Here is a 16,683-nt window from a genome sequence, read left to right as displayed (position 1 = left end):
TCATGTTATATTTAAGCTAGAATAAGCTCTATTTTTTGTTGCTGTTTTGTTGATGAAAACAAAAATCAACAGACAATGAACAGAGTCAATATCCATAACTTTATTCTAATATAACATGAGATTAGGGCAGTCACTGTAATCTATGTTTTCTGAAATATTATACTCCTGGGAACCAGCCTGGTGTGTTAATAATAGCGTTCCATAGAGGATCTGGAATAACCAATTGTTCCTGCTTCTCTTTATCAAGCGATGTCACGATTTCCTCTTCTTTTCCTTCTTCAACTTTCTGAACCCAATCAGGATCTATAATTAATTCTCTACCAAGAGCTAATAAAGGAACTCCTGCCTCAAAGGCTTCACGAGCATCTTTTGCAGAATAGATAGACCCTACACCGATAAGAGGTACTCGATTATTGATGGTTTCTTGTAAATAAGCGATGCGAGACTTAGTCAGATCTTCTACACCTCTTCTTGGCTTTGAAAAGAATTCAAAAAGAGATACATGTAAATAATCAAGCCCTTTATCAGCTAAAGCATCAACCAAGGTCAACGTATCTCCCATTGTAATTCCAGGTGTTTCTGGTTCTTCTGGTGAGAAACGATAGCCAACGATAAAAGGTGAAGCTGCATGCTCTTTTACAACACTTTTCACTTTATCTACGACTGCTAGAGGAAAAGTCATTCTTTTTTCTAAACTTCCTCCAAATCGGTCTTCTCGACGATTAGAATGTGGTGAAAAGAATTGTTGCACTAAATATCCATTCGCGCCATGAATTTCAACTCCATCAAACCCTGCTTCGATTGCACGACGAGTTGCCTCACCAAAAGCATTGATGATTTCTTCTACTTCAGTTTCTGTCAAAGCTCTTGGTTTCACGTCTGGCTCTTCAGTTGATACACCTCCATTTTCTGCAGGAATATCACTCGCACTGACAATTTCCCCATTTGGAACTAATTCTGGTGGACACATTCTTCCTCCATGAAAGATTTGCAAAACTGCCTTAGCACCTTGATCTTTAATACCTTGAGCTAATTTCTTTAAGCTTGGAATCATTTCATCAGTATCTGCTCCAAATTCACCATGAAATCCTTTTCCATTAGCAGTAACATATGTACAAGCAGTTATCACCATGCTTACCCCATTTGAACGCCTTGCATAATACTTCACTTCTTCATCTGTTACAGTTCCATCTTGATTAGAAGAAAAGTTGGTCATCGGTGCCATTACGATTCTATTTTTTAATTCAATTCCATTTGAAAATGTAAATGGTGATAAAAAACCTTCATTACTTTTATTCATTTTATTTCCTCCTTTTAAGTTAGCTGTTTACTTCAAAATTATTGCGCCCAGGGGATCACCCAGTGGAAATAACTTCCCAAAAACAACATCGTATGCGAAAACAGCTTTAAGATAGTGTTATCTTAATAAAATAATTAAACGATGTACATTTAAATGCTTGTAAGAATGTGCTTCTCTTACCTTACTGTGGCTCTACATGAGCATGAACAGTATATATTTCATGCTCTTTCATTAATTTTTCCTCGACCATTGTTGAAATGTCATGGGCCGTATTAAAATCTAACGTAGAATCTACTGTAATCACAATATCAACCACAACATTGTTACCATAGCTCCTCGCCTTTATATCTTTAATTTCATTTACTTCTTTTACTTCTAGAATAGATTCTTTATATTCACGAATTAATTTTTCATCAAAGCCATCTGTTAGCTGATGGGAAGCCCCCCTAAAAACTTCCCACGCTGTTTTACAGATAATCAGTCCTACAATAATTGCTGTTAATGGATCCATCCAAGGTAAATGAAATTGTGAGCCGATTATCCCTACTGCTGTTCCAATACTAACAAGTGCATCAGACAAATTATCTTTAGCTGCTGCCATAACCGATTGACTTTTTATTTTCAGAGCCAGCTTTTTATTAAAGCGATAAACAAAATACATAACTAGTGCTGAAAATATCCCTGTCCATGCAGCTATCAAATCAGGAGGTTGATTTCCGCCTCTAAAAATAGAGGTTACTGCCCCAAATAAAACCTGAATACCGACAACCATCATAATAAATGATGCGATCAATGACGCAACCATTTCTGATTTCCAGTGACCATAAGGGTGATCTTGATCTGCTGGTTTTTGTGAGAGCCTTAAGCCTATTAAAACGGCAACAGAAGCTAAAATGTCTGTCGCATTATTTAATCCATCAGCTCGTAATGCTTCTGATTCACCAATGTTCCCCACAAACAACTTCAAAGCCGATAGGCATATGTACGCAATAATACTAATGATTGCTCCCCGTTCTCCCAATTTCAAATCAGCATACTTTTTATCATCCATATATTCAGCCTCCACTTAGTTGCCTTTAACATTAAGCATGATATAAATATAAACACCCTTGCATTTCACCTTTATTATCTAAAATATTCCCTATACATTGTTTTATTTCGTCGTGATGAGGGAAATAAGTTGTGTGAGGTGTCTCTTCTTCAAGACTTATAAATTTCTCCCAAAAAAATCTTAAAGTTGACTAACAACCATAGTGTATGAAAAAAAGCTAAATTAAAACATTTTTATTAAGACACCAGGTAAATATTATTCTCAAATAGGGTAAAACCTATTAATAAAACAGGTGATTTTTGGAGGAGATAAAATGCAGGTACATTCAAAAATTAAAGTGACTTCTTGCCATAACGAATATGATGTATTGAAAAGAGTCATTCTTTGTGAGCCACAATATATGACAATACGCGATGTGATCAATGAGACTCAAAAACAATTTGAAGATGTGGGTATCCATATAGACAAAGCCGTAAAACAACACAGGGAGTTTGTTAAAACATTACGTGAAAATGGAGTTGAAGTGATTCTACTTCCGTATCATCAGAAATTTCCTGAACAAGTTTTTACACGCGATATCGGCTTTACACTTGGACAAACTATTTTCGTTGCAAAAATGGCAAGTGATGTAAGAATGGGTGAAGAAGATGTGTTAAAACAATGGCTTGATGATGAAGTTCTTTCTTACTATAACTTAGCTGAGGATCGCATAGAAGGCGGAGATGTGATGATCGATGGTGAAACCATTTATATTGGCTTAAGTAGCCGAACGACAAAATACTCTGCTGAACACCTTCAGAGCCTTTTAACACAATATGAGGTGAAGATCCTTCCGTTTAAGGAAAAGTTTTTACATTTAGACTGTGTTTTTAATGTGATTTCTCCAAATGTCGCCATCATATTTAAAGAAGCATTTGAAAAAGAGCAAATTGAGCTACTTTCCTCTCGCTATGAATTAATAGAGGTTTCAGCAGAAGAGCAATTTACACTTGGTACAAATATATTATCACTAGGTCAAAACAAAATTATTAGTCTTCCTGTCAATAAAGAAATTAATAAGAAGCTTCGTGAAAAAGGGTTTGAAGTTATTGAGGTAGATATCACTGAAATTATAAAATCAGGTGGTTCCTTCCGTTGCTGTACATTACCAATTTTACGAGAAAAACAATAACTATTTGTCGTTAAATCATCCTCAAGACGCTATAACTGAAAAGTTATCGATTACTTTATTATAATGGTTATGAAAAATAAAATTGAATATCATCTTTACTAGTGGATGTTATTCAACATTATATAAAGGGAGAGATTACGTTGATTAATGTAAAAGATAAATGGGCTCTTATCACAGGTGCAAGTCGGGGAATTGGATATCAAACTGCCCTTTTTATGGCAAAGCAAGGCTGTAATCTTATTTTACATAGCAGAGATGTAAACAACACAAAAAAACTCGAGGCAGAGGTAAAGGCCCTTGGGGTTGCTGCTTATCGTGTTCAGGCAGAGCTAGCTAATCATAACGAAGTTGTTGCTATGCTTGATGAAATAGATGCTAAAGAAACACGTGTAGACATTGTCTTTAATAATGCTGCTGTTCAAATTGCCTATAGAGAAGATTACTGGAACACACCTGTCGAGGATTTCGAGATGAGCTTCCGCATTAATTTTATTGCAATGGTTACGATATGTAATCGCTTAATTCCTAAAATGATTGATCGTGGCTTTGGACGTGTGATTAACACAACAAGTGGTATTAAGAATGAGCCTGAACAAGCAGGATATGCTGCAAGTAAAGCGGCACTTGATAAATTCACAAAAGATTTAGCTTCTAGATTGGAAGGAACAAATGTCATGATCAATATTACTGATCCTAACTGGTGTAAAACTGATCTTGGTGGCTCTCAAGCACCAAATTCAGTTGAAAGTGCATTACCTGGAGTTGCAGTCGGTGCATTTGTTAATGACAAAAAAAGCGGGCGCTTTTTCCACGCTGAAAACTTTTACGGACTGACACTAGAAGAAGCTGTTTCTAAAGCTGAAAAAATTGAAGCTAATCCATATACCATATAAAAAATATGCAAATGAATAGAACCTTTTTCACAAGACCCGTGCAAACGTTGATTCCAACATTTGTCCGGGTTTTTTTGCTTAGGCTATTTCGCAAACTTTGTTGCTTTTAAATAGGCTAAGCATCAGCACTGTATTAAGATTAGTGGCATCTTTTCTTCATAAAATAATACCCTTATAGTGGTAAAACACTTTTTTTATTCCAAATTTTAGTTACACAGCAACGATCGTTCAGAAAAGAGCCTTTGATTATTCATTCTTAGAGCTAACTGTTGACTATCTAATTTTGTTGCTTCTATAATTCACTTATTACTAGTTTTAAAGAATGTCTTCTCTCAATAGAATTAGATATTTATTGCATTTAGTATATCTTGGCATTTCTATTACTTTAACAAAATACAATTTATACATAACACTCATCCTTATACTACTAAAGGTGGATAAATAAATGGTGGATAACCCAAATAGTTCCGAGGCTATAAAAAAAAAGCAAACCAATATTCAAAGCTACATTGATAACACAGAAAAACAACGCGGATTATATCGAAGAACATTAATGATCATTGTTATTGCGCAAATTTTTGGTGGAGCAGGGCTTGCTGCAGGCATTACTGTTGGAGCGCTTCTGGCTAAGGATATGCTTGGTACTGATAGTTTTTCTGGTTTTCCTGTTGCATTGTTCACCTTGGGATCTGCTGGAGCAGCTCTATTTGTTGGTCGATTTTCACAACGTTATGGCCGACGTCCAGGATTAGCGATTGGATTTTTCACTGGTGGTATTGGGGCGACTGGTGTCATAATTTCTGCTATTAGCAATAACATTTTCCTGCTGTTTGTATCACTACTAGTCTATGGAGCAGGCACTGCGACAAACTTACAAACACGCTATGCAGGAACTGATCTAGCACATTCAACACAACGTGCAACTGCAGTAAGTATCGCAATGGTTTCAACTACTTTTGGTGCTGTTGCTGGTCCGAACTTAGTAGGTATTATGGGTGAATTTGCCCTTTCAATTGGCATTCCTGCATTAGCAGGACCATTCATCTTAGCGGCTGTCGCTTATATACTTGCTGGTTTCACCCTGCTTATTTTCCTTCGCCCAGATCCATTAGTTGTCGCTAAAGCGATTGCCTTTGCAAAAGAAAATAAAGCAAGTAATACTTCAGATGTAAAACTCCAAGAGCAACCTGTACTTAAGCATGGGATTGTTGTTGGTGCTTCGGTAATGATTTTAACGCAAATTGTTATGGTTGCAATTATGACGATGACTCCTGTTCATATGGGACATCATGGCCATGGTTTAAATGAAGTAGGAATGATCATCGGCGTCCATATTGGTGCTATGTACCTCCCTTCTCTCTTTACAGGAATTCTCGTGGATAAAATTGGACGCATTCCAATGAGCATTTTATCAGGAGTAACACTACTTACTGCAGGTATTTTAGCCGCCATAGCTCCTACTGACTCAATGGTTGTCTTAACAATCTCTCTTGCTCTTTTAGGACTTGGATGGAACTTTGGCTTAATAAGTGGTACGGCTCTACTCGTCGATGCAACAAACCCATCAAACAGGGCAAAAATACAAGGATCAGTTGATGTATTCATTGCTTTAGCAGGAGCAACTGGAGGAGTTCTTTCAGGTATTATTGTTGCGTATACAAGTTTTCCCTCTCTCTCTCTTTCAGGTGGTGCACTTTCGATTCTGCTTATTTTCATCATTATATTGTTTAGGCGTCGTACTGAAAATTGAAGAACATGTAAAACAGCTGGAGAAACATTTTTAACAGCTGTTTTCTTTTTATTCTTGGCTCTGTTAAACTTTGTGGTTGATTTCCGTTACAGGCATTCGCTTTCCCGGGAAAAAAGTACCTTTTTTCCTAGGTCCGGAAGCCTCCTCGCCGCAAGCGCCTGTGGGGTCTCCCTTCGACACGCTTCTCCCGCAGGAGTCTCATGCCTTTCACTTCAATCAAGTGCTAAAAATCAACCATAAGCTTTAACATAGCCTTATTCTTTAGCTCAATTCTTTCTACAAACAATAGAATGTTTTTACTGTTTACGGCATTGTTTGTTTTTTTATTAGTAATTAATCCGTTCCATTTTCTTGAACACAATTGTCAAAAAGGTCGAGCCTCTTCAGCTTCTACTGTCAGGTCTCGACCTATTCTAGTTCACCCAGAGAGATCAAGTGTCTTCGGCTTCATTCCACTCTAAGAAATTCACTATCAACAATCCCTTGAAAAACAGCATTACATAAATACAATTTTCTGGAACTTTTTTATCTTCATACTCGTATTAGAAATTGAGGTGAATAGAAGAATGTATATCGAAATTGATGAACCAACAGAGAAAATTTCAAAACACGCTGTAAAAGTATGGAGAACTTCAAATACAATAGGACACACTTTAGCATTATTAATTATTGCGATACTCATTCTTTGCACAAAGAAATTTGATTGGTATGAATGGATTGGTATTGTGTTGTATGTTCTAGGTGGATTTCTAATGCTATCTTCCGTTTATTCGATAGTAATTGAACCAATTTATTTGCTAAAAACATGGCGTTATAAAATTGACCAGCAATTTATTCAGCTAAAACATGGAAAATGGCAAGAAGTTCACACGTTAATACCTATGGAGAAAGTTGAATATGTTCGTACAGAGCAAGGCCCGTTAATGAAACGATATCAGCTTTATAATATTGAAATAGGGACAACAACTTCGAGCCACGTGATTCCAGCAATTCCAGCTATGAAAGCAAAAGATTTAAAGTTCCAAATTGCTACATGGGCAAAACTGCAAGATCAAGATTTCAATGAGGGAGAAAAAGGTGCATGAAAGATGGAAGAAAACGATATCATCCTGCTCTAATTGCAGTTGAATTACTTTCATTTATTAAAAACTCCATTGGTTTCTACCTTTTCCTATTTATCCTTAAGGCCTCTTCTACGTCTAATTGGGTCATTTGGGGACGATATATACTTATCATCGCATCTGTTTTCACAGTGTTTTCGATAATCTTGAAGTGGATGACGACCCGTTATGAAATCACGAGCGATACAGTATATTTATTTGAGGGTATTTTTATAAAAAAACAACGTACTGTAGCTTTCAATCGTATTCATAATCACACATCCAAGACAACCTTTGTTCATCGTTGGTTTAAACTTACCTCGCTTGAACTAGATACCGGTACAACTGGCGATCATTCAACGATTGATTTTCCAGTTATAACAATAGAAGAAAGAAAAAGAATTCTTTCAAAACTTGATGCAAAGCAAAATGGCGAAAAAGAAGAGAAAATGAATCCAGTAGATGAAAGAACCGTTCATTTTCAATCAACCAAGAAAGATTTAATGAAAGCATCATTTACATCACTAAGCTTTCTAGCAATCTTTCCTCTACTAAGCGCTATTTATTTTAACTTAGCGGATTTTTTTCAAATTGAAGAAACAGCAGAAAGTGCTCTTGATTACTTATTTATTCATTGGTGGATATTGATCATCCTCTTCATTTTTGCTCTAGCTTTATCAATAATCATAGGATTCATCAAGACATCTATGAAGTATGGAAACTATGTGATTAGCGATAACCATGAGCAAATTTTTATTGAAAAAGGAATAGGTAACTTCACAAGCTTTTCCATTCCAAAAAATAGAGTTCAAGCAGTTATTGTCGAACAAACAATTCTCAAGCGAATCCTAGGACTAGCTTCAATTAAGCTAATCAGCACAAAATCATTTGAAGAGAAAGATCAAGAAACAAGTTCTTTATACCCCTTTATGCCAAAACATGAAGCTTATGAAATTCTACATAAAATGTTACCTAATTATGTTATTGAAGAACATATGGAACGATTTCCAATGAAGGTTCTATGGCTAAAGCTTCTTCGTCCCTATTACCTAACAATTCTTGCTCTTATTGGACTATATCTCTTTAAAAAGGAGTGGCTATGGTTTTCAGCAATCATATTTACTTTGTCTATTTCTTTACGTGTTCTAGATTATTTGTTCACAAGCTATATTCGTCATGGCAATACAGTGCAAATTAGAAAAGGAGGACTGACGAATAGCACCTTTGTTACTCACCGAGAACAAATTCAACAAATAACTATAAAACATTCTTGGCTGCAAAGACGATTTGGTGTGGCGACTTTACTGTTTTCTAACAAAGCAAACCCATTATATGAAAGTGAACTATATGGAGTACCAAAAGAAGAAGCAACCACATTTTATAATTGGTATTATAAGAAATCGTTTAATAAGGGTCAGACCCGATGATTTTGATTATTTTTCAAAAATAAAGTATAGTTGTGTATCATAAGAACAACCCTTTTGCTTAGGATGTGTTAAGATGCGTATTAATAAATATATAAGTGAATCTGGTAAAACATCTAGACGAGGTGCAGATAAATTAATTAGTGAAGGCAGGGTCACAATAAATGGAAAGCCTGCTAAAATTGGTAGTCAAGTTGAGCCAGGTGATGATGTTTTAGTTAATGGCGCGCCTGTTCGATTAGCTCCCAATTATGTGTATATTGCTTTAAATAAACCTGTAGGTATAACTAGCACAACGGAAAAAGGTGTAAAAGGAAATATTGTCGATTTAGTCAATCATCCATTAAGAATTTTTAATATTGGAAGACTTGATAAAGATTCTGATGGCTTAATTCTCCTTACAAATGATGGGGATATTGTTAATGAAATTTTACGTGCTGAAAACAAGCATGAAAAAGAATATATCGTTTCAGTAGATAAACCGATTACTCCGGAGTTCTTAAAAAAAATGTCAGAGGGCGTTAAAATATTGGATACTGTTACACTTCCTTGTGAAGTAAGACAGCTTTCCAAATTTGATTTTCAAATCATTTTGACACAAGGATTAAACAGACAAATCCGTCGCATGTGTGCTGAATTAGGTTACGAAGTGTTCAGACTGCAAAGAACTCGCATAATGAATATTCACCTAGGTAATCTTCCTCCTGGTCAATGGCGAGATTTATCAAAAAAAGAGCGCACTCGATTATTCAGTGAATTGAATTATGAACCTAAACAATGGTAAAGAAATGAAAAAATGGCCTAGATCATAGCTTGGGTCATTTTTTTTCACATCCTCCTTCATTACATTCTTGCCGATTTCTTCCTTTCACTTTGCCATTTCACCCATTCAAAAGTAATAAGATTAAGAATTAACCATACTGATCCAGCCAAATAACCTACAACTATTTCACTAGGATAATGGGCTTCTAAATAGACTCTACTAAGTCCAATCGATAGGACTAGAATGCTTGCTAAACTAGTAATACTCCATTTTAATGCCTTTGAACTTGTTTTTCTTGCCATAATATAGGTGAGAAATCCATAGAAAATTAGCGATACCATAGCATGACCACTCGGAAAGCTATATCCAACCGCATCAATTACTTCTATAATCGATGGCCTTTCTCTTTGATAAGTATGTTTTAAGAGTTGGACTAGCAAACCACCACCTACTGTTATAACTGTAAATAAAATTCCCCATTGGTCGTCCACCTCTCAAAAAGGATAACTCTAAATGATTTTCTCCAACTTCATTTAAGTGCTTTTTCCTTTAACCTACTGAATTACATTTAAAACATTTAACAAAATACACTACGTTCATTTACTGGGAAATAAATTTGAAGATATTAATTAGCTCTAGTAATAAAAGAATGACTGTTAAATATAATAAAAAATCGCACACCAAACGTTCTAACATCTGTTTAACTACGAATATTCCAAGACATTATCTGCCATTCTATACCTATTAAGATGTTGTTTACGGAGGAATAATTGTGGATTTTAATTTTATATGGAAAGCTGTCGTCATTGTAATTGGAGGCGTGTTAATTTTACGTTTAGCAGGTAGAAAGTCCATTTCCCAACTAACAGTTGCTCAAACTGTCATGATGATCGCAGTAGGATCTTTAATCATCCAACCAGTAAATGACCGAAACATTTGGATTACGATGGTGGTTACATTTTTAATGGTATCGACCCTCCTTTTTATTGAGTATATTGTTATGAAATATGACTCTTTAGAATCTTTTATTTATGGTAAATCTCTAATAGTAGTAGAAGATGGGAAAATTAATGAAAGAAATCTCAAAAAGTTGCGCTTAACTGTCGACATGCTTGAAGTACGACTAAGACAGCAAAGTATCCAAAATATTAGTGATTTGAAATGGGCAACCATTGAAACAAACGGACAACTTGGATATATCGTAAAACCAAATAAACAAGTTGCAACAAAAGACGATATTCAGATGTTAAAGGAATTAATTGAGAAGAACCAAACCAATTCATCTAGTAAAACAGCAGCAGATTCAAGTGACTATGATGATCTTTTTACTGAAGTGAAAAAGTCCGACCATATAAAAAAAATTCCTGAGAATTTAAAATGAGGAAAGCTAAAATGAACATAAAGAAAAAATACACAACCTTCTTTTCTTTACTTTTTCGATGGATATTACTTGGAACTATTATTGGTGTAATTGTAGGTACAACAACAACGTTCCTTTTAGAGACCAATGATTATATAGGTGACGTCAGAGAGAAAAGAGATTGGCTAATATTTCTTCTGCCATTTGGCGGGATATTAATTGGATATATATATACAAATTATGGAAGAGTTTATATCAATAACACACTACATGATGCTGCAGATCTTAATAATCTAGTAATAGAAGCTGTTCATGGAAACAAAAAGGTTCTTAAGAGAATGGGACCGATCGTTTATTTAGGTACCTTCATAACAGTCATTTTCGGAGGATCCACAGGAAGAGAAGGAGCAGCGGTTCAAATGGGCGGCAGTGTCGCTCAAGCTGTCAATAAACTATTTAAAGTAAATGTACTAGACACGAAAATCTTAATTATGAGTGGTATTAGCGCGGGGTTTGGTGCAGCTTTTGGGACCCCTATTACTGGCGCTGTTTTTGGAATGGAAATGGCTGCTTTAGGAAAGCTGAAATATGAAGCACTATTACCTTGTATTGTTGCAAGTTTTGCTGGACACTTTATGACAACAGCGGTGCTTGGACATGAACACGAAAAGTTTACGATTCAAAGTGTGCCAGAACATTCTATGATGATCTTTATAAAGGTGATTCTAGTATCCATTATTTTCGGATTGTTGAGTATGCTTTATTGCCAGCTGAGACATGGAATACAAAAGTATACTGAGAAACTATTTAAGAAGAACCATATAAAAAGAGCTTTTTTTGGTGGTATTATTATTGTGATTTTCACTTTAATAGTTGGTTCACAGGATTACAATGGTCGGGGCTTAGAGATGCTGCAGCAATCTTTTCAAGAAGATGTTCCTCCCTTTGCCTTTCTAGTTAAGCTCATCTTTACAGCAATCACACTTGGTACAGGCTTTGTTGGAGGAGAGGCAATACCATTATTTTTCATAGGGGCGACATTGGGTAACACTCTACATACATTTATGGATTTACCTCTATCATTTCTCGCCGCCTTAGGTTTGATTGCACTTTTTAGCGGTGGAACCAATACACCACTAGCAGCATTTCTATTAGCTATGGAAATGTTTGATGGAAAAGGATTAGAGTATTTTTTTATCGCTTGTTTTGTTAGTTACTTATTTTCAGGTCACCATGGATTATGGCCATCTCAAAAAATCTATGAACCAAAAAGTAGATTATATGGTGTTCGTAACGGTGAAACGATAGAAGATGTGGAAAAGCCAAAATGATTAACCATATAAAAGCCATTTGAGTTTTACCTCAAATGGCTTTTTAGCATTATTTATGGTCGTATTCCCCCACCTCTAGATAATTCAACTCCTAGTTCCTCTAGTTGAACTTGAGCTTCTTCCCGTGTAATTGTGCCTGCTCTTTCCTGATCCATTATTGCTTGTACTTTTTCTATCGTTCCTTCATCTAAATCTTGAAAAATATCCGTCATATTACCTCTTTCTGGTACCCCCATATGTCCTTCACCAGAAGAATTAAAGCCACCAACACCAGGACCACCTGAAGAGTGAGCAGTTGTTATGCCAGATTCATTTAACCAAGTCACAGAGGTTGATAGTGTGAAATCAAGAACCTTTGTACCTTCTTGATAGTTAATATCTTCCATATATATTCCATTTATCTCTTCTCCATCAGCTGAGCCCTCCGTAAATAATGTATACGAACTGTCTTTTTGTAAATCAGGTGAACTGAAGAAGATCGATTGGTATTCCTTTTCAGATAGGTAGGTTAAAATTTGCTTTCCTTCACTATCTTCTAAATGTACTAATGTACCTGCTGTTTGTATTTCTGGAAAACTCATTAATATCGAGTATTGAGATGATTGTTCTGAAGCAGCTTGTGCCATACCTGAACTACCTGATGCAACGATTGTTCCACCTGTTATGTCAAAGGTTCCATCATAATCTAGTGAGCCATTCCCACTATTCGTTGGACCATTCACAACCACTTGACCATCTGTCATCGTAATAGAGCCATTAGCATCTAGCCCATCACCGTCTGCATTAACAAAAATTGTTCCACCATTAATTGTGAGCATGCTAGTTTCAGAAGAAGCTACATTCATATCGATACCTGATCCATCATTACCACCAGCAACATTAATTCCATCATCACTTGACGTCAAACGAATCGTACCATCGTTAATAGTAACAATATTACCTTCAATTCCTTCATAGCTTTTTGTAATCGTGATTTCTCCACCTTTTGTAACAACAGAGGAATCTGCATGAATACCATCATCACCTGATGCAATTTTCATCTCACCACCAGCTATAATAATATTTTGATTACTGTGTACTGCATCGTCTGATGAGTTAATATCAAATGTTCCACCTGCAATTGTTAAATCTACTGAAGCTTTTAAGCCTTTGAAGCTTTCAGATTCAACCTCAGATGCTGGTGTTTCTGTTGTCATATCCTCTCTTGATCCTTGCATTCTGCTATCGAAATTGGCTATTGTTTCTGGACTTCCACCACCTGTTGTAATCGTATAGGATCCATCATTTATTGCTAGTGATGATATTGCTTGGATTCCATCGTTACCAGATACAATGTCAAAGGATCCACCTTCTAGGACAATTGAGCCTTTTGTTGTATCTTCATCATTGGTAGATTTTATTCCATCTCCACCAGCTTTAATGCTAATGTTCCCTTCTTTTACTGCAACAAGATCTCTACCCATGACACCATCATCAGTGGCTTTAATACTTATATCTCCGCCTGTTATTTTCAGTTCATCCTTACTCGTAAGTCCATTATTATAATTACCGTTGATTTTCAGCTTACCATTCCCATTTATCGTAAGATCATCTTTACTAAAAATCGTGGCATTCGGTTCATCTGAAGAATCTGTTGAAAGATATTCTTTACCATCTGTCATACTATTCTCTGTTCCATCCACAAGTGAGATAACCGTTTTTTCAGCATTCTTAATATGCAGAGCTGAAGTATTTGAGGAAGTAATTTCTACGCCGTTTAATACTAATTTCACTGTTTTTTTATCCACTGCTTCGACAACAATTTGTCCGTCATTCAATTTACCGCTAAGAACATATACACCACTAGCCTTAATTGTTAATACTTGATTAGAAAAAATAACAGCAGCTGATGCATCAAAGATTGCGTTTGCTCCATCTAGCTCAATATACGTTGGATTTTCACTTTCCCAATCTGTGTAAAAATCATCTTCATCATAAGGAACTTTTTCACTAATTACTTTGCTTACCTCTTCATCTACAACTGCACTTCCTGTACTCGCTTCATTTAAATTTGCCGATTTACTACAAGCAAACAATAAATCCAGACTTAATAAAACAACGATGATTTTTACATATTTAGAATGACTTTTCATATTCTCCATCTCCTAATTCCTAGTGGGGTCAGACCCCCTGTGTTTCCCATTATCTAGGACGAACCTTAATAAAACCTTAAAAATTCGGCTCTGTTAAACTTTGTTGTTTTTAGAATCCTGATGGAAACATGTATCATCTCTAGTGGCATCTTTTCTCCTACAAATCGCAACTTTTATGAAATAAAACACTGCTTCTAGCAGATAAAGACGTCAAATAGCAACAATCAGCCATTACAAAAAAACATTTTGCTTTTCTCTCTATTTTCGTCCTATAATCTTACTTAACCTTATTTGATGAGGAAAAGGAGATAAAAAATGAAGTTATTAATTATTGAAGATGACAAATATCTCTCTGAAACCATTAAAGAAACAACACAAGATTTGTTTGCTACTGAGCAAGCTTATAATGGTGAAGAAGGTCTTTATTTAGCAGAACAAAATATATTTGACTGTATTATTCTTGATATCATGATGCCCAATATGAACGGCTACGAAGTTCTACAAGAGCTCAGAAAAAAGGAGATACATACACCAGTTATTATTCTTACAGCAAAAGATGGAATGGAAGATAAGATTCATGGCTTCAAAGTTGGTGCAGATGATTATTTAGTGAAGCCATTTCATCGTGAAGAGCTACTATTACGATTAGAAGCAATTATAAGAAGATCAGGTGGAGGGTTAAAAGAAAATACTCTAACATTTAAAGAATTAAAATTAAATGTGAAAAATAAGACAGCTATGCTAGGTGAAGAGTTTATTAAGTTAAATGGTAAACAATTTGATTTACTGGAGTACTTGGTTACTAATAAAAATACAATATTAACAAAGGAACAGATTTTCGACCGAATTTGGGGCTTTGAATCTGATACGTCAACAACAGTTGTGGAGGTTTATGCTAGCCATTTACGCAAAAATCTTAAAGCTGTTTCTTATGACAAATATATAAAAACCTTTCGTGGATTAGGCTATATGCTTTCTGAAAATGAGGAAGGTCATGTTTAAACAAAAAATGTTTCGTAAACAACAAGCCACATTTATGATTTTAAACATGATTGCCTTTACGATTATCTTCACCATTTTTGGTGTCATTATCTTCGGACAAGTACAACGCACCTTATTTTCACAAACAGATGAAGAATTAGTAGAGTTTAAGAATATGATTGTTGATTCTCCTATGAAAGGTGAGAAATTATCACCCAAAAATCAAAATGATAATGAACCAGACCGAAATCCACCACCTGAAGATCAACGAAGAATAAATCCAAGAATTATTGTTTTACATTTTAATAACAATGGAATAATTATCAACCAAGCTCAAATTGGAACGTTAATTTATGAAAATTATTTACAAGATTACACACTTGATAAAACCAATCTAAACACAATCACTAACTTAACTATCGATGAACAATTTCATTTCCGATCTCTCTCTTTTAAAGATACTACAACAGAAAATGATATTGCCTATACACAGTTATTGATTAATATAGATGGAGAACAAACAATTCTTAATAACTTTGGTAAATTAATCATTATATGCTCTTTCATTTTTATTATCTTATCGATTTCAGCAAGTTACCTTTTATCTAAGAGAATGATGAAACCGATTATCTACTCTTGGAATAAACAAGCTGAATTTGTGGAAAATGCCTCACATGAATTACGGACACCATTAACAATTATTCAAAACAAATTAGAGTTACTTCTCACACAACCACATGAAAAAATTATCAACAAATTTGAAAATATTGCCCTAAGCCTATCGGAAACAAGACGTTTATCAAAACTGACAACAGATTTACTCACATTAGCTAGAGCAGATTCGGATACCCCATTGATGAAAGAATCACTAGCAATCGACTCGTTTATTGAGAAAGCAAGTGCTCCTTATGTTGAGATTGCAGAGTCACAGGATAAACATTTCTGGTTAAATTTAGGTAGCCGTTTACAGCTAAGCGTAGATGAAGTTCGTTTTCATCAACTACTCGTCATATTATTAGATAATGCACTAAAATATACAAGCGAGAATGACAGTATTGGGATCAAAACATATGTTGAAGATCAAAGATTTGTATTAGAAGTAACAGACACAGGCATTGGCATTAAAGAAGAAAATATTCAACATATTTTTGACCGCTTTTACCGGGAAGATCGTGCACGATCTAGAGATAGCGGTGGTAGTGGACTTGGACTATCAATTGCCCAATGGATTGTGAATAAACACGATGGCACGATTAAGGTAATTCGACACCCCCAAAAAGGCACTACATTTAAAATCAAATTACCGAAGTAAAAGATCACAATTTTTGTGGTCTTTTTTTGTTATGTTCACACCTTTGTTAAAGACTTTTTTCTGAAAGATTGTGACCTAATTATACAATCGGAACATTTATTTTTATAGCATAAAA

The 16,683-nt window shown here is 35.2% G+C and carries 14 protein-coding genes; 10 read left to right on the top strand and 4 right to left on the bottom strand.

Annotated features, from left to right (window positions below; translation table 11 throughout):
* Positions 1-157: 157 nt before the first annotated feature.
* Positions 158-1,300 carry an NADH-dependent flavin oxidoreductase gene (locus LC076_RS11180; RefSeq protein ID WP_226668841.1) on the bottom strand — a complete coding sequence of 381 codons (1,143 nt, stop codon included), beginning with the start codon at positions 1,298-1,300 and terminating at the stop codon, positions 158-160.
* Between the two features lie 181 nt (positions 1,301-1,481).
* A complete protein-coding gene (locus LC076_RS11175; protein ID WP_226668830.1) occupies positions 1,482-2,351 on the bottom strand; it encodes a cation diffusion facilitator family transporter in 870 nt (289 codons plus the stop codon).
* 313 nt (positions 2,352-2,664) lie between these two features.
* Between LC076_RS11175 and LC076_RS11170 the strand changes: the two genes are divergently transcribed.
* From LC076_RS11170 to rluF, 6 genes are all read left to right on the top strand, one after another.
* Complete coding sequence (locus tag LC076_RS11170; RefSeq protein WP_226668827.1) at positions 2,665-3,522, top strand: dimethylarginine dimethylaminohydrolase family protein; 858 nt, start codon at positions 2,665-2,667, stop codon at positions 3,520-3,522.
* Positions 3,523-3,662: 140 nt separating this feature from the next.
* Positions 3,663-4,415, top strand: coding sequence for an SDR family NAD(P)-dependent oxidoreductase (locus LC076_RS11165; RefSeq protein ID WP_226668825.1), 753 nt, complete (start codon positions 3,663-3,665; stop codon positions 4,413-4,415).
* 445 nt (positions 4,416-4,860) lie between these two features.
* Entirely contained in the window at positions 4,861-6,165 is a 1,305-nt protein-coding gene (locus LC076_RS11160; RefSeq protein ID WP_226668821.1) for an MFS transporter, read from the top strand.
* Between the two features lie 566 nt (positions 6,166-6,731).
* A complete protein-coding gene (locus LC076_RS11155; protein ID WP_226668819.1) occupies positions 6,732-7,250 on the top strand; it encodes a PH domain-containing protein in 519 nt (172 codons plus the stop codon).
* Positions 7,247-8,692: a PH domain-containing protein gene (locus LC076_RS11150; RefSeq protein WP_226668815.1), complete on the top strand. Its 1,446-nt coding sequence runs from the start codon at positions 7,247-7,249 to the stop codon at positions 8,690-8,692. Before LC076_RS11155 ends, LC076_RS11150 begins: the two co-directional genes overlap by 4 nt.
* A gap of 73 nt (positions 8,693-8,765) precedes the next feature.
* Positions 8,766-9,473 (top strand): 23S rRNA pseudouridine(2604) synthase RluF, encoded by a 708-nt coding sequence (gene rluF / locus LC076_RS11145; protein WP_146949821.1) that lies wholly within the window; start codon positions 8,766-8,768, stop codon positions 9,471-9,473.
* Positions 9,474-9,532: 59 nt separating this feature from the next.
* On the opposite strand, the gene LC076_RS11140 is transcribed toward rluF, so the two are convergent.
* A complete protein-coding gene (locus LC076_RS11140) occupies positions 9,533-9,892 on the bottom strand; it encodes a phosphatase PAP2 family protein (RefSeq protein ID WP_413465972.1) in 360 nt (119 codons plus the stop codon).
* 332 nt (positions 9,893-10,224) lie between these two features.
* On the opposite strand from LC076_RS11140, the gene LC076_RS11135 reads away from it, so the two are divergent.
* Together LC076_RS11135 and LC076_RS11130 are read left to right on the top strand one after the other, a co-directional pair.
* Entirely contained in the window at positions 10,225-10,833 is a 609-nt protein-coding gene (locus LC076_RS11135) for a DUF421 domain-containing protein (protein ID WP_226668811.1), read from the top strand.
* Between the two features lie 11 nt (positions 10,834-10,844).
* Positions 10,845-12,143, top strand: coding sequence for a voltage-gated chloride channel family protein (locus tag LC076_RS11130; RefSeq protein ID WP_226668808.1), 1,299 nt, complete (start codon positions 10,845-10,847; stop codon positions 12,141-12,143).
* A 53-nt stretch (positions 12,144-12,196) separates the two neighbouring features.
* On the opposite strand, the gene LC076_RS11125 is transcribed toward LC076_RS11130, so the two are convergent.
* Complete coding sequence (locus LC076_RS11125) at positions 12,197-14,275, bottom strand: carbohydrate-binding domain-containing protein (RefSeq protein WP_226668807.1); 2,079 nt, start codon at positions 14,273-14,275, stop codon at positions 12,197-12,199.
* Positions 14,276-14,590: 315 nt separating this feature from the next.
* On the opposite strand from LC076_RS11125, the gene LC076_RS11120 reads away from it, so the two are divergent.
* Together LC076_RS11120 and LC076_RS11115 are read left to right on the top strand one after the other, a co-directional pair.
* Positions 14,591-15,277: a response regulator transcription factor gene (locus LC076_RS11120; protein WP_226668804.1), complete on the top strand. Its 687-nt coding sequence runs from the start codon at positions 14,591-14,593 to the stop codon at positions 15,275-15,277.
* The gene (locus LC076_RS11115) at positions 15,270-16,568 is read left to right on the top strand and encodes a sensor histidine kinase (protein WP_226668801.1); all 1,299 of its coding nucleotides are present in this window, start codon (positions 15,270-15,272) and stop codon (positions 16,566-16,568) included. The genes LC076_RS11120 and LC076_RS11115 overlap by 8 nt, the downstream gene beginning before the upstream one ends.
* Positions 16,569-16,683: the final 115 nt, after the last annotated feature.

Origin of the sequence: Metabacillus litoralis, from assembly GCF_020524045.1 — a bacterium.
Classification (GTDB): domain Bacteria; phylum Bacillota; class Bacilli; order Bacillales; family Bacillaceae; genus Metabacillus; species Metabacillus litoralis_C.
This window is presented reverse-complemented; position numbering and strand designations above follow the sequence as displayed.